At 59.5% G+C, this 18989-nt stretch carries 19 protein-coding genes; 11 read left to right on the top strand and 8 right to left on the bottom strand.

The window, feature by feature from the left end; genetic code table 11:
- The first annotated feature begins 90 nt into the window (after positions 1 to 90).
- On the top strand, positions 91 to 1002 hold the full coding sequence (locus tag KGA96_RS08485) for a DMT family transporter (protein WP_223465888.1): 912 nt from the start codon (positions 91 to 93) through the stop codon (positions 1000 to 1002).
- Between the two features lie 147 nt (positions 1003 to 1149).
- On the opposite strand, the gene KGA96_RS08490 is transcribed toward KGA96_RS08485, so the two are convergent.
- Positions 1150 to 1860, bottom strand: a complete 711-nt coding sequence (locus KGA96_RS08490; RefSeq protein WP_046042783.1) for a FadR/GntR family transcriptional regulator — start codon at positions 1858 to 1860, stop codon at positions 1150 to 1152.
- A 279-nt stretch (positions 1861 to 2139) separates the two neighbouring features.
- Here KGA96_RS08490 and KGA96_RS08495 point away from each other — a divergent pair, with 279 nt between their 5' ends.
- The 3 genes from KGA96_RS08495 (at position 2140) to ampC (ending at position 6107) form a co-directional block, all read left to right on the top strand.
- Positions 2140 to 3486: an MFS transporter gene (locus KGA96_RS08495; RefSeq protein WP_046042784.1), complete on the top strand. Its 1347-nt coding sequence runs from the start codon at positions 2140 to 2142 to the stop codon at positions 3484 to 3486.
- A 24-nt stretch (positions 3487 to 3510) separates the two neighbouring features.
- On the top strand, positions 3511 to 4854 hold the full coding sequence (gudD, locus tag KGA96_RS08500; protein WP_046042785.1) for a glucarate dehydratase: 1344 nt from the start codon (positions 3511 to 3513) through the stop codon (positions 4852 to 4854).
- Positions 4855 to 4997: 143 nt separating this feature from the next.
- On the top strand, positions 4998 to 6107 hold the full coding sequence (gene ampC / locus KGA96_RS08505) for a class C beta-lactamase (RefSeq protein ID WP_411741587.1): 1110 nt from the start codon (positions 4998 to 5000) through the stop codon (positions 6105 to 6107).
- A gap of 50 nt (positions 6108 to 6157) precedes the next feature.
- Here ampC and KGA96_RS08510 read toward each other — a convergent pair whose 3' ends face one another.
- Positions 6158 to 6505 (bottom strand): DUF6124 family protein, encoded by a 348-nt coding sequence (locus KGA96_RS08510; RefSeq protein WP_223512354.1) that lies wholly within the window; start codon positions 6503 to 6505, stop codon positions 6158 to 6160.
- A gap of 523 nt (positions 6506 to 7028) precedes the next feature.
- Here KGA96_RS08510 and KGA96_RS08515 point away from each other — a divergent pair.
- Both KGA96_RS08515 and KGA96_RS08520 read left to right on the top strand, forming a co-directional pair.
- Positions 7029 to 8390 carry an AAA family ATPase gene (locus KGA96_RS08515; protein WP_223512357.1) on the top strand — a complete coding sequence of 454 codons (1362 nt, stop codon included), beginning with the start codon at positions 7029 to 7031 and terminating at the stop codon, positions 8388 to 8390.
- On the top strand, positions 8383 to 9018 hold the full coding sequence (locus KGA96_RS08520; protein WP_223512360.1) for a retron system putative HNH endonuclease: 636 nt from the start codon (positions 8383 to 8385) through the stop codon (positions 9016 to 9018). Before KGA96_RS08515 ends, KGA96_RS08520 begins: the two co-directional genes overlap by 8 nt.
- Positions 9019 to 9094: 76 nt before the next feature.
- Here KGA96_RS08520 and KGA96_RS08525 read toward each other — a convergent pair whose 3' ends face one another.
- Entirely contained in the window at positions 9095 to 9646 is a 552-nt protein-coding gene (locus KGA96_RS08525; RefSeq protein ID WP_223512363.1) for a DUF4174 domain-containing protein, read from the bottom strand.
- A 180-nt stretch (positions 9647 to 9826) separates the two neighbouring features.
- On the opposite strand from KGA96_RS08525, the gene KGA96_RS08530 reads away from it, so the two are divergent.
- Complete coding sequence (locus tag KGA96_RS08530) at positions 9827 to 10195, top strand: VOC family protein (protein WP_223512366.1); 369 nt, start codon at positions 9827 to 9829, stop codon at positions 10193 to 10195.
- Between the two features lie 20 nt (positions 10196 to 10215).
- Here KGA96_RS08530 and KGA96_RS08535 read toward each other — a convergent pair whose 3' ends face one another.
- Both KGA96_RS08535 and KGA96_RS08540 read right to left on the bottom strand, forming a co-directional pair.
- The gene (locus KGA96_RS08535) at positions 10216 to 11001 is read right to left on the bottom strand and encodes a sulfite exporter TauE/SafE family protein (RefSeq protein ID WP_007988000.1); all 786 of its coding nucleotides are present in this window, start codon (positions 10999 to 11001) and stop codon (positions 10216 to 10218) included.
- Between the two features lie 128 nt (positions 11002 to 11129).
- On the bottom strand, positions 11130 to 11879 hold the full coding sequence (locus KGA96_RS08540; protein WP_046042863.1) for a hypothetical protein: 750 nt from the start codon (positions 11877 to 11879) through the stop codon (positions 11130 to 11132).
- Positions 11880 to 12087: 208 nt separating this feature from the next.
- On the opposite strand from KGA96_RS08540, the gene KGA96_RS08545 reads away from it, so the two are divergent.
- The gene (locus tag KGA96_RS08545) at positions 12088 to 12909 is read left to right on the top strand and encodes an aldo/keto reductase (protein ID WP_046042789.1); all 822 of its coding nucleotides are present in this window, start codon (positions 12088 to 12090) and stop codon (positions 12907 to 12909) included.
- Between the two features lie 29 nt (positions 12910 to 12938).
- The gene (locus KGA96_RS08550) at positions 12939 to 13409 is read left to right on the top strand and encodes a DUF1810 domain-containing protein (protein WP_046042790.1); all 471 of its coding nucleotides are present in this window, start codon (positions 12939 to 12941) and stop codon (positions 13407 to 13409) included.
- Here the strand turns inward: KGA96_RS08550 and KGA96_RS08555 are convergent.
- A complete protein-coding gene (locus KGA96_RS08555; protein ID WP_185754841.1) occupies positions 13374 to 15734 on the bottom strand; it encodes a DNA polymerase II in 2361 nt (786 codons plus the stop codon). The genes KGA96_RS08550 and KGA96_RS08555 overlap by 36 nt on opposite strands.
- Positions 15735 to 15968: 234 nt before the next feature.
- Between KGA96_RS08555 and KGA96_RS08560 the strand changes: the two genes are divergently transcribed.
- Entirely contained in the window at positions 15969 to 16409 is a 441-nt protein-coding gene (locus KGA96_RS08560; RefSeq protein ID WP_046042792.1) for a CBS domain-containing protein, read from the top strand.
- Positions 16410 to 16469: 60 nt separating this feature from the next.
- On the opposite strand, the gene KGA96_RS08565 is transcribed toward KGA96_RS08560, so the two are convergent.
- Positions 16470 to 17093, bottom strand: a complete 624-nt coding sequence (locus KGA96_RS08565) for a glutathione S-transferase (RefSeq protein ID WP_046042793.1) — start codon at positions 17091 to 17093, stop codon at positions 16470 to 16472.
- A 261-nt stretch (positions 17094 to 17354) separates the two neighbouring features.
- On the opposite strand from KGA96_RS08565, the gene KGA96_RS08570 reads away from it, so the two are divergent.
- Positions 17355 to 17717, top strand: coding sequence for a hypothetical protein (locus KGA96_RS08570; protein ID WP_046042795.1), 363 nt, complete (start codon positions 17355 to 17357; stop codon positions 17715 to 17717).
- A gap of 78 nt (positions 17718 to 17795) precedes the next feature.
- Here the strand turns inward: KGA96_RS08570 and KGA96_RS08575 are convergent, their stop codons facing one another.
- A complete protein-coding gene (locus KGA96_RS08575; protein ID WP_046042796.1) occupies positions 17796 to 18887 on the bottom strand; it encodes a DUF1615 domain-containing protein in 1092 nt (363 codons plus the stop codon).
- Between the last annotated feature and the right edge of the window lie 102 nt (positions 18888 to 18989).

An 18989-nucleotide genomic window follows, 5' to 3' on the forward strand; every position in this document is an offset into this window, starting at 1 on the left:
CCAAAAGTGAACGGTTAGCGCAGTATAAGTCAGTTGTGGCGAACGATCCGCTTTCTGATACTCGGTGCATCCGCCCACAGGTGCACGACCATGACGCCGCTCACACCCTCCCCCGTTTCCCCCTGGAAAATCATCCTGGCCATGGCGTTTGTCGTGGCGTGCTGGGGCTATTCCTCGACCGGCATCCATATCGGACTGCTGGCCTACGACCCCGTACATCTGGCACTGCTGCGCTTCCTGCTGGCTTCCGTGTTCATGGCCGTGGTCGCGATGTTCAAGGGCATTCGCCTGCCGAGCCTGCGCGATCTGCCGTTGATGTTCGGCCTGGGTTTCTTTGCCGTGAGCCTGCACCACGTGGCGATCAACTTCGGGCAGCAAGGTGTCAGCGCTGGCGCTTCGAGCGTCCTGGCCCAGACCACGCCCCTGTTCAGCACGCTGATCGCGCGCTTCGTGTTCAAGGATCAGGTGAGCCTGTGGCGCTGGGGGTGTGTGCTGCTCGGGCTGTTTGGCGTGGTGATTGTGGTGGCGGGCGATCATGGCCTGGGCAGCATTGATGCCCACGGCTTGTTGATCCTGCTGGCGGCGGTGTCCTGGAGCCTCTACTTTGCCCTGCAAAAGCATCACACCGGGCGTTACGACGGGCTGACGCTGGTGTGTTACACGGTGTGGTCCGGGACGGCGCTGTTGCTGGTTTTCTTGCCCGGCCTGGCGGATCAAGTCGCCCTGGCGCCGCTGCGTGTGCAATTTGCGGTGATTGCCCTGGGGATATTCCCCAGCGCCCTGGCGTACCTGGCCTGGGCCTATGTGCTGGCGCATGTCGATTTGAGCCGGGCGACGATGACGCTGTATTTGACGCCTCCGACGGCGATGGTCATTGCGTCCTATGCGCTGGGCGAGCGGCCAACGTTGATGATCGTGGTCGGCGGGCTGGTGGTGTTGGTGAGTGTGCTGGCGTTGAATCTGGAGCGGCGGGCTGTGGTTGTTCAGGCTGTCAGGGTCTGATTCAGGTTTTTCGCTGACAGGCCTGACGCTATCGCGAGCAAGCTCGCTCCCACAGGGTTTTATGGTTGCCGCGGTTCTTGAGCACGCCCCAGAACCTGTGGGAGCGTGGCTTGCCCGCGATGAACGATGACGCGGTATCACTGACCATCAACTGGGAGAAAACCGGTCACGGCTGTTGGTCAGGTGCAACCACATCGCCGCCCGCGCCGCATCCGGATCCTGGCGCTTGATGGCATTGAGAATCGCCTCGTGTTCAAGATTGGCCAACTGGCCAAGCTTGCTCAAGTCCACCGCGCCACGCTCGGCGGCATTGACGCGGGTGCGCGGGATCATGGCACTGCCCAGGTGCTGCATGATTTCGGTAAAGCATACGTTGCCGGTGGCTTCGGCGATCAGCAGATGAAAACGCCGGTCCGCTTCGACACAGCTGTCGTTGTTGGCCAGCAGGCTTTGATAGTCATCCAGTGCTTCACGCATCTGCGCCAGTTGCAGATCGCTGCGGCGCGTTGCCGCCAGCGCCGCCGCCTGGGTTTCCAGGCCCATGCGCAATTCCAGAATGCTGCGCACCCCCAACGCGGTATCGACATTCAGCCGCAGCCCCTGCTCCGGTGCGCGCTCGATCACGAACGTGCCAATGCCGTGCCGGGTCTCCACCAGCCCCGAAGCCTGCAACTTCGAGATCGCCTCACGCACCACCGTGCGACTGACCCCGTGTTCCTGAACGATAGTGTTTTCCGACGGCAGCTTGTCGCCGGGCAACATCTGGCCGAGCAGGATGCGCTGGGTCAGTTTCTCCACCAGGTCATGGGCCAGGTTATGGCTGCGCTTGCGGGCGGGTACTTCGAGGTCTTCTTGCATCGGGGTGTCCGGAAATCAGGGCTATCGAATCGTAGCACCGCGTCGGGCGGGAATCCTGAAAAATCTCGCTCAACTTGTATGACAACACTCAACAACAAGCCGATATTGGTTCGTTTTAAAGGCCATCAGCCACCGCCAATAGAATCAAAATCTCCGACAATGCGCCATTTCATTGAGCAAGCGTGGTTGCAAGATCAAAAAATGTAGTTGTATGATGTCTATCAACAACGCAGCACTCAGCTTCACCCCGCATAAAAATAACGAGTGGGAGAAAACGCAGTGAATACATCCATCTCCGGGATGCACGACGACGCCAATTCAGCGCTGAAGTCCGCCATCGCCAAAGTCAAACGTCACGTCTTGCCGCTGTTCGTCATCATGTTCATCGTCAATTACATTGATCGCGTGAACATCGGTTTCGTCCGCGCCCACATGGAACACGACCTGGGCATTGGCGCGGCCGCCTACGGCCTGGGTGCCGGTCTGTTCTTCATCGGTTATGCACTGTTCGAAGTGCCCTCCAACATCCTTCTGCAAAAAGTCGGCGCACGCATCTGGCTGACGCGGATCATGTTGACCTGGGGCCTGGTCGCCGCGGGCATGGCGTTCATCCAGAACGAAACCCACTTCTACATCCTGCGTTTTCTGCTGGGCGTGGCCGAAGCCGGGTTCTTTCCCGGGGTGATCTACTACTTCACCCGCTGGTTGCCCGGCGTGGAGCGCGGCAAGGCGATTGCCATCTTCCTCAGTGGCTCGGCGTTCGCTTCGCTGATCTCAGGCCCCCTGTCCGGCTTGCTCCTGCAAATCGAAGGGCTGGGCCTGCACGGCTGGCAGTGGATGTACTTCATCGAGGGCATGTTTTCGGTGGGGTTGTGCGTGTTCGTCTGGTTCTGGCTGGACTCCAGGCCCCACGACGCCAAATGGCTGAGCCGCGAAGAACAGGACGCGCTGGTCAAGGCCATCGATGACGAACAACTGGCCCGGGAAGCCGCCACGCCGATCAAGCCGTCGCTGGGCAAATTGCTCAAGGATCGCCAGATCATTCTGTTCTGCCTGATCTACTTCTTTATCCAGTTGACCATCTACGCCGCGACCTTCTGGCTGCCGAGCATCATCAAGAAGATGGGCGACCTGAGCGATGTCCAGGTCGGGCTGTTCAACTCGATTCCGTGGTTGCTGTCGATTGTCGGCATGTACGCCTTCGCTTCCCTGTCGGGCAAATGGAAACACCAGCAAGCCTGGGTCGCCACCGCCCTGCTGATCGCTGCGGCCGGAATGTTCATGTCCACCACCGGCGGGCCGATCTTCGCCTTTGTCGCCATCTGCTTTGCCGCACTGGGCTTCAAATCGGCCTCGTCGCTGTTCTGGCCGATTCCCCAGGCCTACCTGGATGCGCGCATTGCCGCTGGCGTCATCGCGTTGATCAACTCAGTAGGCAATCTCGGAGGTTTCGTTGCGCCGACCACTTTCGGCCTGCTGGAAGAACGCACCGGTTCGATTCAGGGCGGGCTGTACGGCCTGGCCGCGACCTCGATCATCGCCGCCATCATCGTGTTTGCCGCCCGCAACACACCGAAACCCGCATCTGCCGTGGCGCTGGGCAAACCTGCACCCAACCACGCCTGAATTGTGCTTTTTAAGGATTGGAATATGAACCCACAAGACACCGCAAAAGCCCCGGTCATCACCAGCATGCAAGTGGTTCCGGTCGCCGGCCACGATGGCATGCTGCTCAACCTGAGCGGCGCCCACGGCCCGTTTTTCACTCGCAACATCGTGATTCTCAAGGACAACGCCGGCCACACCGGTGTCGGCGAAGTACCGGGGGGCGAGCGCATCCGCCAGACCCTCGAAGACGCACGCAGCCTGGTGGTCGGCAGCCCGATTGGCACTTATCAGAAGATCCTTAATCAGGTACGCCAGACCTTCGCCGACCGCGATGCCGGTGGCCGCGGCTTACAGACCTTCGACCTGCGCATCACCATTCACGCCGTCACCGGACTGGAAGCCGCATTGCTCGACTTGCTCGGCCAGCACCTGGACGTGCCGGTAGCCGCCCTGCTCGGCGAAGGCCAGCAGCGCGATGAAGTGAAGATGCTCGGCTATCTGTTTTATGTCGGCGATCGCAACGCAACCGACCTCGCCTACCGCCGCGAACCGGACGCCGACAACGACTGGTTCCGCGTGCGGCACGAGAAAGCCATGACCGCCGACGCTGTGGTGCGCCTCGCCGTCGCCGCGCACGCAAAGTATGGTTTCAAGGATTTCAAACTCAAGGGCGGCGTGCTCAGCGGCGACGCGGAAATCGAAGCGGTCACGGCCCTCGCCGAACGCTTCCCCGATGCGCGCATCACCCTCGACCCGAATGGCGCCTGGTCACTGAAAGAAGCCATCCGTCTGTGCCGCGACCAGCACCGCGTGCTGGCCTATGCCGAAGACCCGTGCGGGGCGGAAAACGGTTACTCGGGTCGCGAAGTCATGGCCGAGTTCCGCCGGGCCACGGGCCTGAAAACCGCGACCAATATGATCGCCACCGACTGGCGGGAAATGGGCCACGCGATCCAGTTGCAGTCGGTCGACATTCCCCTGGCCGACCCGCACTTCTGGACCATGCAAGGCTCGGTGCGCGTGGCGCAGATGTGCCACGAGTGGGGCCTGACCTGGGGCTCGCACTCCAACAACCACTTCGACATTTCCCTGGCGATGTTCACCCATGTCGCAGCGGCCGCGCCGGGCGAGATCACCGCCATCGACACCCACTGGATCTGGCAGGACGGCCAGCGCCTGACCAAGTCCCCGCTGCAAATCGTCGACGGCTGTGTGCAGGTGCCGCAGAAACCGGGGCTGGGGGTGGAGCTGGACATGGATCAGGTCGCCAAAGCTCACGAACTGTACAAAGGCATGGGCCTGGGGGCGCGGGATGACAGCGTGGCAATGCAGTTCCTGATTCCCGGCTGGAAGTTCGATAACAAGCGGCCGTGCCTGGTGCGTTGAGTTGACGGTTGCGCGTGGCCGCCTGTTGGCGGCCTATTTTAAAAAGCGCTCGGAGCATGGCGCTTCACGCCCTAAAATGGCGCGCAACTGAATCAACGACGGATGAAACCAACATGGACAGGCTGAAAACCATCGCCGCTTGCATGGCGATATTCGCCGCGGGCCAATGCGTGGCACAGGATCAAATCGAGACAGTGGTGAACGCCGCTGTACAACCGGTGATGCAAGCCGAGGGCATTCACGGCATGGCCGTGGCAGTCACCGTCAACGGCCAAGCGCATTACTTCAACTATGGCGTCGCCTCGAAAGAAACCGGCAACCCCGTCACGCAAGACACCCTGTTCGAAATCGGCTCCGTCAGCAAAACCTTCACCGCCACCCTCGCCGCCTACGCCCAGACCACGGGCAAGCTGTCCCTGTCGGACAAGGCCAGTCAGGTCCTGCCGGCCTTGCGCGGCAGTGCGTTCGACCACATCAGCGTGCTGCAACTGGGCACCTACAGCGCTGGCGGTTTACCGCTGCAATTTCCTGCTGAATCTGATTCTGCCGACAAAATGCTCGGCTACTACAAACAATGGAAACCGCTCTACGCCCCCGGCAGCCACCGACTGTATTCAAACCCCAGCCTTGGCCTGTTCGGCTACCTCGCCGCCCAAAGCATGGGCCAGCCGTTTGATGAGCTGATGGAGAAAACCCTGCTGCCGAAACTGGGCCTCAAGCACACCTATGTGCACGTGCCGCAGGATCAGATGGCGCTGTACGCCCAGGGCTACAACAAGGACGGCAAACCGGTACGGGTCACTCCGGGTGCGCTGGATTCCGAGGCGTACGGGGTGAAAACCAGCGCCGCGGACTTGCTGGCCTACGTCGGTGCAAACATGAAACCGGCGTCCCTGGAAAAGCCATTGCAGCAGGCCATCGCCCTGACCCATAGCGGTTACTACACCGTTGGCGATATGACCCAGGGCCTGGGCTGGGAGATGTATCGCTACCCGATCACACTGGATCGCTTGCTGGACGGCAACTCCACGCCGATGGCCATGCAAGCCCATGAAGTCCGGTGGCTGAACCCGCCACAAGCGCAGCCGCAGGACGTGCTGATCAACAAGACAGGTTCAACCGGTGGTTTTGGGGCTTATGTGGCGTACGTGCCATCGAAGGACATCGGCATTGTGATGCTGGCCAACAAGAATTATCCCAATGCAGAGCGGGTCAGGATTGCTCATCGGATTCTGAGCGACCTGACTCAATAAGCCTTGCCGCCTTCTCCACAGATAAGGGCGACCTCTAGAGGTCGCCTTTTTTACTTTATCGGCACACCTTCGGGCGGGTCGATATTGTCCAGCGCGCGGTTCACCAACAACTCGCCCACGACTGCCAATTGCTGAATCGACAGGGCCACATTGCGGTTGGAGCTTTCCAGCTTGCAGGCCAGATCAGTGACCAGCACGTTCAGGGACGCGAGGGTTTCACAGGCGTGGCACAGCAGCGTTGGGGTGTCGACGTTTGGGAGGATGGTGAAGATGTGGCTGACCGGGTCGGCGTGCTTGGGGTTGCGCAAGCGAGCGCTGACGGTGGGTTCGGTGATGTCTGACAGTGGTAAATCTGAGTCGAATGGGTATTCCGGGGGATTCGGACTTAGCTTTTTCATGAAGAAGTACCATTGGGGATTATTGAGAAAACTACCCATCTCACTTCCACATGAGGGTGGCAGCTGTACGCAGGTGTGGAAGTCCAGGTCAATCCACCAAAACCCGGTGCACTCGAAAGTGCTCCCGCGCACAGCCGCCAAAACGCGGCGATGTTGACATAAAAAATGTCGACTTGCGCTTTAGGGGCATTGGTAGATGGCTTGAACCAACGGACTTCCACATCCGGCCGCTGATTTGCAGCGGCTAAAGAAGGTTATCGAAACGGCCCAATGTGCACCAGTTCACGGGGTGCGCCACGTCATGCAGGAAATTTCCGACGCAACTGAAGTCCTTTGCCTACGCTCGATTTTCTGAGCATCCAGTTACAAACACCTTTTTGCTCATGACCGTTGTGATGCGGGTGAAACCGTTGTATCTATTGAGCCTCCCAAGCCTGCGAACGGCATCGGATCAATCCGTTGCCGGGAATGACATAATGCGCGCTCACCTATTCAAACCGACTGACCCTAAAAGGGCGTTGTAATGGAAATTTTCAGCTTTCAGCTCAAGGATGTCGGTCGCTTCACCGATATGACCATTTACCTGGCCCCCACCCCCAAACACCGCTCAAATGTGACGGTGCTTGTGGGAAACAACGGTGCCGGGAAAACCACCCTTTTAAAATCATTGGCCACATCTCTGAGCTGGCTAGTCGCCAGGATCCGTACTGAGAAAGGTATTGGCAGCTACCTTACAAATGAAGACATTCGCAACGGCGCTACAGTTGCAATTGTTTCGATTGCCGTAGTTGACCGCTCCCAGGCACGTACAAGTCCTCCGGTCCCTGAGGATATTGTTTTCACTTGGAACACTGCTCGCGGGAGAAAAGGACGAAAGTCCGCCGTACATAGCGAGTTAGTAGATGCCACTCGCCTAGCGGATCATTACCGCAACCAACTCACAGCCAACGGAAAAGCTTCTCTCCCCCTGATCGCCTACTATCCGGTCGAACGCTCAGTCCTAGAAATCCCCCTAAAAATCCGTACCAAACACTCCTTCGACCAACTCGACGGCTATGACAATGCATTGAATCGTGGGGTCGACTTTCGACGCTTCTTCGAGTGGTTCCGTGAACGCGAAGACAGTGAAAACGAAACCGGCGTGTCCGACACCGCGCTCGCCGAAATTTCCGCAAAATTCGGCAAGGACAGCGACATCTGGAAAACCCTTTCCCAGTTGAAAGCTTCTTCCCGGGATCGTCAGTTGACCGCAGTTCGTTCCGCCATCGCCGCGTTCATGCCCGGCTTCAGCAACCTGCGAGTGCAACGCAAACCGCGCCTGCACATGGCCATCGACAAAAACGGCGTAACGCTGAATGTCTCCCAGCTGTCGCAGGGTGAGAAGTCGATGATGGCTCTGGTCGGCGACATCGCGCGCAGGTTAGCGATGATGAACCAGTCTTTGAGCAATCCGTTGGAAGGTGACGGCATCGTCTTGATCGACGAAGTCGATTTGCACCTGCACCCCAAATGGCAGCGCAGTTTGATTCGGCAATTGAGCGAGACTTTCCCCAATTGCCAGTTTGTCCTGACAACCCACTCGCCACTGGTCATCAGCGACGCGAAAGACGTGCTGTGCTACGTACTCAATGATGGGGAACTGCAAGAACACAATGGCCTGTATGGATTGGATGCCAACCAGGTGCTTCTGGAAGTCATGGACACTGATGTGCGTAACAGCGAAGTGCAACAACGTCTGAATCTATTGCTCAAGCATTTGCAGGATGGTGATCTGGACGGTGCGAAGAAACTGTATTCCGAGCTTTCTCTAGAGCTGCCAGAAGGACATCTGGAGTTGGCGAAGGCGGCTTTGTTGATCCGTAAGTTGGAGCTACGTCGTGCGTAAGATCGACAAAGGCATGGAGCCTCACTCGTTAACTCGTTTTAAACACTCGAACAGAACGTTGCGTTACCGGGACTTACCGCCGGATGAAAGTCGATCCATTCGTTCATCCTGTATCTCGGAACAATACGGCTTATGCGCGTATTGCTGTCAGTCGATCACCGTTGACAGCGCTCACAACGAACACCTTGAAGCTCAGGATCGTGCGCCGAATCGAACCCTGGACTTTTCCAACATCGTCGCCAGTTGCCAACACCCGCACCAATGCGGTCATGGTCGAGGAACACGAGTATTGCCGCTTACACCCTTGATGGCCGAATGCGAGTCCGAATTGAAGTTCTACTTGTCCGGCCTGGTCGCGGGAAAGACCGAGCGGGCCAAGGTAACAATTCAGACATTGAATCTGGGTCATACCGAGCAAAGTAACAAAGGACTTGTTGGCAAACGAAAAGCGATGGTTGATGTGCTCATTTATAGCCTGAGCGTACCTCCCGAAGACCTGCAATTTGAAGACGAAGAACTTCTAAGCCTGCTTTTGGAGGATCTGAAGGTTCCCGACGCGGCGCAATGTCTTCAGCCGTTTTCACCCGTGCTGGTCAATGTCATCCATCAATTTCTGGCTCAACCTTGAGCCAGAGTCAGCGGCTCTACAGATACGGGTAACGCTGCTGCGCAGCGAACACAGGCTGTGCTCGCTGCAACAGGAATCAATCATCCGGCATTTCAGGCGGCTTGGCGGGCTTGGCCGGTTTGCTGTTTTTCCCGGGCTTGGCGCCTTTGACCGCTGGTTCCGCTTCCGCAACGGGAGCGGCCACGGTTGCGGTAAATTCTTTCTCGGCCGCCGGCAACTGATCGACAGCGCTGAAAATCTCGTCCAGCTTGAAGGCGTCCGATTGCTCAAGTTTCTTTTCGCCGTCCTTGCCGACCAGGATCACCTTGGTCTTGGCGCCAGCACCCAGCTTGAGCGAGCGGATCAGCGCCGCCGTGTCCTGTGGCCCCAGGTCTTTGCCGTCGCGCTGGCCCATCAGGTTGAGCACGGTGTAGAGCACCATGTTGCGGTCGGTGAAACCCTTGCGGTTGGCTGGCTCATCCAGAGACTTTTTCAGGCCGACCCAGTTCGGATCAACCGTGCTCGGAGCGATGACAATCAGTGGCCGAGCCCTGCCCTTGTCCATGTCCAGCGGTGAGTCGCCATCGGCGGCGAACGAGGTGCCGGCAATCGCCAGCAAAGTAGCCAGGGTCAGTGACCTGATGAGCATGCGCATCTCCTTCTGATATCCACGCTCTAATGATTGCGCATCGCGGCGATCGTTCCGGGTGACGTACCGCAAATATTTTTCGCCTTGCCCCAAGCTTAGGTCAGGGCGGTCATTGCGCAACAGGCTGGGCTAATCTGAAGACTCATGACAACCCGCCTGATCCGTCGTGAGGACTTGCCCATGAGCACTCAGTTGAATCACACTATCGTCTGGTGCCGGGACAAGCAGGTTTCGGCGAATTTCCTGGCCAGCCTCCTTGGCCTGCCCGCCCCGCAGCCCTTTGGGCCCATGCTGATCGTCAAACTGGATAACGGCGTGTCGCTGGACTTCTACGACAACGACCCGCCGATAGCGTCTCAGCATTACGCATTCTTGCTGGGTGACGAGGATTTCGATGCGGCCTTCGCACGCCTGCAAGCCAACGGTCAGCCGTGGTGGGCCGACCCGGGCAAGCAGCGACTGAGGGAGATCAATGATTACGCGGGAGGACGGCGGGTGTATTTCGATGACCCGGACGGGCATCTGCTGGAAATACTCACCCGCGAATGAAGCTTTCGTGGCGGCTTGAATCAGAACGCCAGTTTGTAGCCGATCAACAACAGCATGGTCGCCAGGCAAGGGCGCAGCAATTCGTCGGAGATGCGCCCGGTCAGGTGGCTGCCCAGGTAAATCCCCGGCAACGAGCCCACCAGCAAGTAACCCAGGACGTGCCAATCCATGTTGCCCATACTGGCATGGCCAAGCCCCGCGACCAGGGTCAGCGGCACGGCGTGGGCGATTTCAGTCCCCACCAGGCGGCGGGTCGGCAGCATCGGATAGAGGATGAACAGTGCCACGGTGCCCAGTGCACCGGCGCCGATGGACGTCAGCGCGACCATGGTGCCAAGGACCAGCCCGGTGATGACCGTCATCACATTCAAGCGCAATCCGCTGGGGTTGTAGTTGCCGCCCGCACGTTTGTGGGCGAAGTCGAGCAGGCGCTTCTTGAACAGGATCGCCAGTGCCGTGGCAAACAACACAAAACCGAGGGCCTGCTTGATGATCGCGTTCATCGCCTCGGGGGCGCTGTGCAGGGTGCTGAGAAACCACAGCGTCAACGCCACCGCAGGCACGCTGCCCAAGGTCAACCAGCCGGTAATCGCCCAGTCGATGTTGTTGTTCTTGCGGTGAACCAGTACACCGCTGGATTTGGTGATGGCGGCGTATAGCAGATCGGTACCGACGGCCGTCGCCGGGTTGATGCCGAACCCTAGCAGGATCGGCGTCATAAGCGACCCGCCACCCACGCCAGTCATGCCGACGATGAAGCCGACGACCAGCCCGGCAACGACCAACCCGATGTTCACTAAATCCATGAATACGTCCACAAAGATCACAAGGGAAATCTGGCCCGCAGCATAGCGATATTTCTTATAACCAGTTATATCGATGCGATCTATCTTTATACCCTGAATTCAATTCCCACAAGGAATATGTGTCGTGCTCACTGAACCGGCAGGAAATTCAGGAACAGCAGGCTCTGGGCATAGTTCAGGCCGATGCGCCGGTAGCGTTCGTCGAGCATCTGGGTCAGCAGGTCCAGCCGGGCGACGATCTTGCCGAACTCGACGGCGAAGCTCAGGTTGCTGCCCTCCTCCGAGATTTCGTTGGAGAACAGCAAGGGCAGGCCCTCTTTGTTCTGTCGCTGGCTGAGGATCCAGGTGGCGATCTCGATGTTGCGCGCGGCATTGCTGACGAACACCGGGTTGATCGTATCGGTCATGTAGAACTCGAGGCGATTGCCATGGGCGGTCACCAGCATGCTGCCGATGGCATAGATGAACGCCCCGACCCGGTCGCCGAGAAACTCCGGGCTCATGGCAAACCTCAGGGCCGCAAGGTCCTTTTTGCCGCCCAGGGTCGGTAATGGCTGCTGCAGCTCAATGGCCATGCGCACTTGCTTGCCGGCGGTGCGGGCATCGAGGAAACCGGATTTTTTCAACTCATCGGGGTTACGCAGGTAGAGCTTGCTCATCAACAGGTAAAGGCTGTCGAGGTTGTCGCGCATGGTCAGGGTGGCCATACGGTCGACGCTGGTTTGCAGGAACTCCTGGGGTTTGCCTTCGCGCATCTGGTTGATGATGTCGCCGCCCTGCTGTTGGCTGCAACCGGTGACGAAGAACATCGACAGACCTGCCAGCAGCAGGCAATGACGGCGGATTTTAGTGGTGATCGCGGGTGAAACTCGAGCCATGGGTTCTTGGACTTGGGCATGGGCCTACGGTGGGGATCGCCGCAGGCTGCCATGGATAGAGCCGGACATTTCGAAAAAGTGCAGTATCGGCACAGAGCAATCGATCACCGGCAGGGTGCAGTACAAGAGATCACAGCCTGTGGCGGAACCGATGGACTATTCTGCTGCCCACTGAAACAACCATCGGCATTCATAAAGGAGGTTTTGCATGCGCACGCTTGAACTGGCCGGCACCCGGGTTCCGGTCATCGGCCAGGGGACCTGGCAGATGGGCGAAGACCGTTCACGGCACACGGAAGAAGTCGCGGCACTGCGCCTGGGCATCGAACTGGGCATGACCCTGATCGACACCGCTGAGATGTACGCCGAAGGCGGCGCCGAGGAAGTGGTCCGCGATGCCATCGCCGGTCAGCGCGACAGCGTCTTTCTGGTCAGCAAGGTGTACCCGCACAACGCCAGCCGCCAGGGCATTCCCCTGGCTTGCGAGCGCAGCCTGCGCAGGCTTGGCACCGATTATATCGACCTGTACCTGTTGCATTGGCGCGGCCAGTATCCCCTGGAAGAAACCGTCGACGCCTTCGAGCGCTTGCGCGAAGCCGGCAAGATCGGCCGTTGGGGCGTGTCCAACTTCGACCTCGACGACCTGCTGGAACTGGAAGCTCCGGCCTGTACCACCAATCAGGTGCTCTACAACCTGGAACAACGGGGCATAGAATTTGATTTGCTGCCCTGGAGCCAGCAACGGCGGCTGCCGGTCATGGCTTACTGCCCGATTGGCCAGGGCGGTAAAATGCTCGCCAATACTACGCTCAGGCAAGTGTCCGCCCGTCACGGCGTCACACCGGCACAGGTGGCACTGGCATGGATACTGCGTCAGGAGGGAGTGATCGCCATCCCCAAGGCGGTCCGACTCGAACATGTACGCTTCAACGCCCAGGCCGCCATGTTGCAGCTTGAGCCCGGGGATCTGGAGGCGCTGGACCAAGCGTTTCACGCGCCACAACGCAAACAGCGGCTGGCCATGGTCTGAACCACCGCAGTCTGTCAGAGAGCTTCGTCATGAGAAGCACCGACCACCTGGACCCGTTCAATCTGCAACGTTTTCTCCAGGCTCAGGAACCGGTATTCGAGCGGGTTCAAAACGAGCTGAACAACGGACACAAGCGCAGTCACTGGATGTGGTTCATTTTTCCGCAGTTTGCCGGGCTCGGCGGCAGCGAGATGTCGCGCCGCTTTGCCATCCGCTCGCGGGAGGAAGCCCTGGCCTACCTTGAGCATCCGTTACTGGGCGCCCGGCTGCGCACCTGTACCCAGGAAGTGCTGAACATCCGGGAGCGCTCGGTAGCGGGGATTTTCGGTCATCCCGACGACCTGAAGTTTCACTCCTCGATGACCCTGTTTGCCCAGGTCGCCGACGCCGACAGCCTTTTCCAGCAAGCCTTGAACCAGTACTTCCACGGCATCCTGGATGACTGGACCCTGTCGCTGATGGACTCAAAACAGGCCCAGTTGCCCACCAATCAGGGTTGAGAAGTCGTCGTCGACAAACGGCAGTATCGCGTCCGCCACCGGTTGCAGCTGCCGGGTGATGTAGTGGTCGTAATCGATGGGCGCGCTACGCACTTCCAGCGGTTCGGGGCCGGCGACGGTGATCACGTAGCTGATCCAGCCGCCGTTCTGGTACTGGCGCGGGCGGCCCTGCCGGTCGTTGTACTCGTCGGCCAGGCGCGCCGCGCGCACATGGGGCGGTACGTTGCGCTGATAGTCATCGAGGGTGCGGCGCAGGCGTTTGCGGTAGATCAGCCGGTCATCGAATTCGCCGGCCAGGGTCTTGCGCACGTAGTCACGCACATAGTCCTGGTAGGGCTTGCGCAGGAAGATCCGCGAATACAGCTCTTGCTGGAATTGCCGGGCCAGCAGCGACCAGTCGGTGCGCACGGTTTCCAGGCCTTTGTAGACCATTTCGTCGCTGCCGTCGTCCCGGGTGACCAGCCCGGCGTAGCGCTTCTTGCTGCCTTCTTCGGCGCCGCGAATGGTCGGCATCAAAAAACGCTTGTAGTGGGTTTCGAACTGCAATTCGAGAACGCTCTGCAGGCCGTATTCCTGCTGCACGTGCTCGCGCCACCACTGATTGACGTGCGCCACCAGCGCATGGCCGATCTGCGCCGCCTCCTGCTGGCCATGAGCGCGACGCAGCCAGACGAAGGTCGAGTCGGTGTCGCCGTAAATCACCGCATGCCCCTGGGCCTCGATCAACTGGCGGGTGCGCAGCATGATTTCGTGTCCGCGCAAGGTGATGGACGACGCCAGGCGCGTGTCGAAGAAGCGACAACCGCTGGAGCCGAGCACACCGTAAAAGGCGTTCATGATGATTTTCAGCGCCTGGGACAGCGGTGCGTTGTGTTCGCGCTTGGCAGTTTCCCGGCCTTCGGCCACCCGGGCGACGATGGATGGCAGGCAATGTCGGGTGCGAGAAAAGCGCGCGCCACGAAAACCCGGCACCGACTCGCTGTCGTCCGGATGCTTGAGCCCTTCAATCAGCCCCACGGGGTCAATCAGGAAGGTGCGGATGATCGACGGATAGAGGCTTTTGTAGTCGAGCACCAGCACCGACTCGTACAACCCCGGTTGCGAATCCATGACAAACCCGCCGGGACTGGCTTGCGGTGGCTTGCCGCCGAGGTTGGGTGCAACGAAACCCTGACGGTGCATCAGCGGCATGTACAGGTGCGTGAACGCCGCCACCGAACCGCCCATGCGATCGGCCGGCAAACCGGTGACGCTGGCCCGCTCCAGCAGGAAGGTGAGCAACTCGGTCCTGGCGAAAATCCGCGTGACCAGTTCGCAGTCCTTGAGGTTGTATGTGGCCAGCGCCGGTTTGTCCTCGGCGAACATACGATTGATTTCGTCCATGCGCTGGTACGGGTTGTCGATGGACTTGCCCTCGCCGAGCAAGGTTTGCGCGACGTTTTCCAGGCTGAACGAGGGGAAGCTCCAGGTCGCCGAACGCAGGGCCTCGATACCGTCGATAATCAAGCGGCCAGCGGCTGAAGCGAAGTAATGGTTGCCGCTGCCGTGTTCACGCCACTGCATTTCCTCGCCGCCACGCCCCAGTTTCAACGGCACCGCCAGGCGTCGGGCGTGTTCGTGGAGCACCCGCAAGTCGAACTGCACAACGTTCCAGCCGATGATCACGTCGGGGTCGAACCGGGCAAACCAGTCGTTGAGCTTTTTCAGCAACAGGGTCCGCGAATCGCAGTATTCGAGCTGGAAATCCACCTGGCTAGCGTCGCCGTTGGGCGGACCGAGCATGTACACCTGACGCTCGCCGCAGCCTTCCAATGCGATGGAATACAACTCGCCCTGGGCGGTGGTCTCGATGTCCAGGGACACCAGTTTCAGGCTTGGCCGGTAATCGGGGTCGGGTTTCATCTGCGCGTCGAGCAGCAGGCCCTCGGAATTCGGCGTGCCACTGAAGCGCACCGGTGCGGTGATGAAACGTTCCATCATGTAGCGTTCCGGCGGGCGCACGTCGGCTTCGAACACCTCGACACCGGCCCGGCGCAGCGCGGTTTCCAGGCGCATCAACTGGCCATGTTGCTGGCAGTAAAGACCGAGGACCGGGCGATGTTCGAAATCCTGCAGGGCCAGGGGCTTGAGCTCGACGTTCTTCTCGTCATGCAAAACGCTTTCGGCGGGCTGACGCTGCGCAGCGGGGATGAACGCCACCGATGGTTGGTGAGGCAGGCGGATACGCCGGGGACCGCTGTCGGTCGCCAGCCAGAATTCGACTTCCGTACCGGCCGGGGTGTCGCGCCAATGCCGGGTCAGGACGAAGCCCTGCTGTAGATCCACCACTGCAAACCTCGAAACTGATTCAGAGGGGGATTCTACCCGTCATCAGTCGCGATAGCGCGTATGGCCCCGGTATCTCTGGCCCACAAGTAATCTATTGGCCTGAAATGTGTGGTTTGCCAAAGAAAAACCGTCGAATGACGTTTTTTACGTGTTAACTGCCGCTTTCGCCCTTGCCCTGAACGCTCGCGTCTACGATTCTTCAAGAACAACGACAACACCCGAGTAACCACCATGAAAACCGTCGCCCAACTGCTCAAGCTCAAAGATCAGAAGAATCAGGAAGTGCACCAGATCAAACCCGACCACATGGTGCTCGAAGCATTGATGAAGATGGCCGAGAAAAACGTCGGCGCCTTGCTGGTGGTGGAGAATGATGAAGTGCTGGGCATTATCAGCGAACGGGACTACGCGCGAAAACTGGTGCTGCACGGCCGCTCTTCGGTGGGCACGCCGGTGCGCGACATCATGGTTTCGCCGGTGATTACCGTCGACACCCACCAAACCGTGGATACCTGTCTGGGCATCATGTCCGATAGACGCCTGCGTCACTTGCCGGTGGTCGAAGGCGGCAAATTGATCGGCCTGCTGTCGATTGGCGACCTGGTCAAGGAAGCGATTGCCGAACAGGCTGAACTGATCAAGCAGCTGGAACAGTACATTCGCGGGGAATAAGTCGACACACCGAAGATCCCTTGTAGGAGCAGGCGTGCTCCCACAAGGGATCTTCGGTGTTCAGACCGGCCAATGCCGGGCGAACACCGGTGCCAGTGCCGGGTGGCGGTCGATGCGTTCCAGCCAGGCGAAAAACCCCGGCCGGGCGTTGCGCAAATGTTCCCGACTGCCCGCCCATCGCGAGATCACTGCCGCCAGCACATCCAGGCCCCCGGGTTTCTCGCTGCCCAGGTACAACTCGCCCGAGAACTGATCGGCAAACACCTCCCAACTCCAGTGCAGGCGCCGGCGGGCGCCCTCCATGAGGTTCTGCCTGGACGACTCATCCGCCTCGGCCAACCAGCGTTCGGGGTAATCAATGATGCCGATGGCCGCATAGCAATTGCTGACGATGTACGCCATGCCGCGAATGGCCTGGTCCCGCTCGGCCGGATCCTGCGGCAACAATCCCGATGCGGGAAAGCTCAGCCCGAGGTGGATCAGGATCGCCGCGCTCTCGGTCAGGACACTGCCATCGGGTAGCTGCAAGGTCGGAATCTGTTTGAGCGGGTTGAGTTTTTCCAGCGCCTGGGCCGCCTCCGCGGACGTCTCGACATCGATGAAGCGATAAGGAACATCGCAGAGCTCAAGGGCTGCTTCGATAGCCGCCGCTCCGGAGTTCAGATGGCCGTAGAGCTGGTGCATAAACGTCTCCTTGCATACCGCGACCTCTGCCGGGCCACATCGACCGTCGCGGCAGAGGAACGCGCCAGCTAACCAGTGTAGAAGCCGCCGCCCGCCACACAGTGGCCATCCGACGATCGCACCATCACGCTCACAAGAGGTGTGGCGTCGGACCTATCATTGCCGTCGATGTTCACCATCACTTCAATGAAGTTCTCTTAAAAAATCCCCGGCGTAACATCTGCTCCATACCAACCCATAAGCACCCCGGAGCACACGATCATGAAACGCCAGACCCTCCTCAGCATCGCTTTCTCGGTTTTCGCAGTTAACGCTTTCGCCGCAAACTCTGCTCAACCTGTGGTCGCTGAAGGCGGCTCGGATCGTCTGATTGAAAGCCGTGTGGCCGAGGGTGGTTCGGATCGCCTGCTGGAAAAACGTGTTGCCGAAGGCGGTTCCGACAAGCTGCTGCAAAACCGTGTCGCTGAAGGCGGTTCCGACAAGCTCCTGCAAAACCGCGTCGCTGAAGGTGGTTCCGACAAACTGCTGCAAAACCGCGTCGCTGAAGGCGGTTCCGACAAGCTCCTGCAAAACCGTGTCGCTGAAGGTGGCTCGGACCGTCTGATCGAAAGCCGCGCTGTCTGAATGCAGTGCTTGACCGCAGAACTCAATGAAAACCCGGCCTCACCCGCCGGGTTTTTTATGCTTTTTTATACGTCGCGATTACTGCACTGCCCGCGCCATGCAGCGCTGGTAGCGTTCATCGACTCGCTTGGCGAACCACGCGGTGGTGAGTTTGCGGGTGATTTTCGGGCTTTGCAGCACGATCCCGGGCAACACTTCACGGGGTAACGGCCGGCCCTCGGCCCGTTCGGCCAGTTCGAAAACCCGCCGATAGAGTTTGCTGTCTTCGAACCCCAGGGTTTTCCCCTCTTCCAGTTGCTCACGGATCGTCGGATTGCGCATGTCCAGTTGCTTGCCGAGGCTGCGCACAGCCAGTTCCGTGGTGCCGGGCATGATCGAACCGTAGTTCACCAGGTCGCCATCCAGCGCCAACGGGATACCGGAAGCCCGGCTCACCGCGTTCTGGAACGCGGCGTTACGGCTGGCGTACCAACCCGCGTTGAAGTCCGCAAAGCGGTACAGCGGCTGTGGGTAACTCACCGGATACCCGAGCAGATGCGCGATGCCGAAATACATGCCGCCGCGCCGGGTGAACACTTCATGGCGAATCGAGCCCTTCACCGGGTACGGATAGCCCTTGGCCTGCTGCTCGGCAAAGTCAATGCTGACCTGCATCGGCCCGCCGGTATGCACCGGGTTGAAGCCGCCGAACAGCTTCTTGCCCATCGGCACCATGCCGATGAAGTCGTCGAAAATGGCGCTCAGTTCCTTTTCACTGCGCGCGGCATTCAGGCGGCTGCTGTAGCTTTTGCCGTTGGGCGAATCGAGCATTAACGCACCGCTCACCAGCAGGCCGGGAATATGTGCCTTGGCGGCACGGCGGTCGATCTCGTCGCGGGCGATCTTGCCCAGGCCCGGTACGCTCGGATCGACCTGAAAGGTCGACTCCTGTTCCGTCACCGCGAGCACCGAGCACAGGTTTTGCGTGGTCGCCGAGATGTCTTGCGCGGTAAACGCCACCTGGATATCCGTGGCCCAACCCTGGGGATCGGCAGCCTTGGTCGGCAGCAAACGCATAATCTCGGCCTTCACTTCGGCCGGGCTGCGCGCCGCCGGTTCCTGGGTCCGTTGGCTGCCGCAACCGGCCAATACCAGCAACACGGCGACGCTTGTGATCAATCTGATTTGCATGTCGTTCCATCTAATCCGTTGGTCCGGGCCAACCATACGACCAATGGCAGGTCAGCGGCTACGTCCGTGGCAGTCTGACGGTTGCCGCCCTCCCCGACTGGA

Origin of the sequence: Pseudomonas sp. GL-R-26 (genome assembly GCF_019947365.1) — a bacterium.
In the GTDB taxonomy this organism is placed as follows: Bacteria; Pseudomonadota; Gammaproteobacteria; order Pseudomonadales; family Pseudomonadaceae; genus Aquipseudomonas.

Excerpts from the sequence above, each read along its gene's own strand:
- KGA96_RS08485 (WP_223465888.1), top strand. The coding sequence starts at position 91 with ATGACGCCGCTCACACCCTCCCCCGTTTCCCCCTGGAAAATCATCCTG.
- KGA96_RS08490 (WP_046042783.1), bottom strand. The coding sequence starts at position 1,860 with ATGCAAGAAGACCTCGAAGTACCCGCCCGCAAGCGCAGCCATAACCTG.
- gudD (WP_046042785.1), top strand. The coding sequence starts at position 3,511 with ATGAACCCACAAGACACCGCAAAAGCCCCGGTCATCACCAGCATGCAA.
- ampC (WP_411741587.1), top strand. The coding sequence starts at position 4,998 with ATGGCGATATTCGCCGCGGGCCAATGCGTGGCACAGGATCAAATCGAG.
- KGA96_RS08510 (WP_223512354.1), bottom strand. The coding sequence starts at position 6,505 with ATGAAAAAGCTAAGTCCGAATCCCCCGGAATACCCATTCGACTCAGAT.
- KGA96_RS08515 (WP_223512357.1), top strand. The coding sequence starts at position 7,029 with ATGGAAATTTTCAGCTTTCAGCTCAAGGATGTCGGTCGCTTCACCGAT.
- KGA96_RS08525 (WP_223512363.1), bottom strand. The coding sequence starts at position 9,646 with ATGCTCATCAGGTCACTGACCCTGGCTACTTTGCTGGCGATTGCCGGC.
- KGA96_RS08530 (WP_223512366.1), top strand. The coding sequence starts at position 9,827 with ATGAGCACTCAGTTGAATCACACTATCGTCTGGTGCCGGGACAAGCAG.
- KGA96_RS08535 (WP_007988000.1), bottom strand. The coding sequence starts at position 11,001 with ATGGATTTAGTGAACATCGGGTTGGTCGTTGCCGGGCTGGTCGTCGGC.
- KGA96_RS08540 (WP_046042863.1), bottom strand. The coding sequence starts at position 11,879 with ATGGCTCGAGTTTCACCCGCGATCACCACTAAAATCCGCCGTCATTGC.
- KGA96_RS08545 (WP_046042789.1), top strand. The coding sequence starts at position 12,088 with ATGCGCACGCTTGAACTGGCCGGCACCCGGGTTCCGGTCATCGGCCAG.
- KGA96_RS08550 (WP_046042790.1), top strand. The coding sequence starts at position 12,939 with ATGAGAAGCACCGACCACCTGGACCCGTTCAATCTGCAACGTTTTCTC.
- KGA96_RS08560 (WP_046042792.1), top strand. The coding sequence starts at position 15,969 with ATGAAAACCGTCGCCCAACTGCTCAAGCTCAAAGATCAGAAGAATCAG.
- KGA96_RS08565 (WP_046042793.1), bottom strand. The coding sequence starts at position 17,093 with ATGCACCAGCTCTACGGCCATCTGAACTCCGGAGCGGCGGCTATCGAA.
- KGA96_RS08570 (WP_046042795.1), top strand. The coding sequence starts at position 17,355 with ATGAAACGCCAGACCCTCCTCAGCATCGCTTTCTCGGTTTTCGCAGTT.
- KGA96_RS08575 (WP_046042796.1), bottom strand. The coding sequence starts at position 18,887 with ATGCAAATCAGATTGATCACAAGCGTCGCCGTGTTGCTGGTATTGGCC.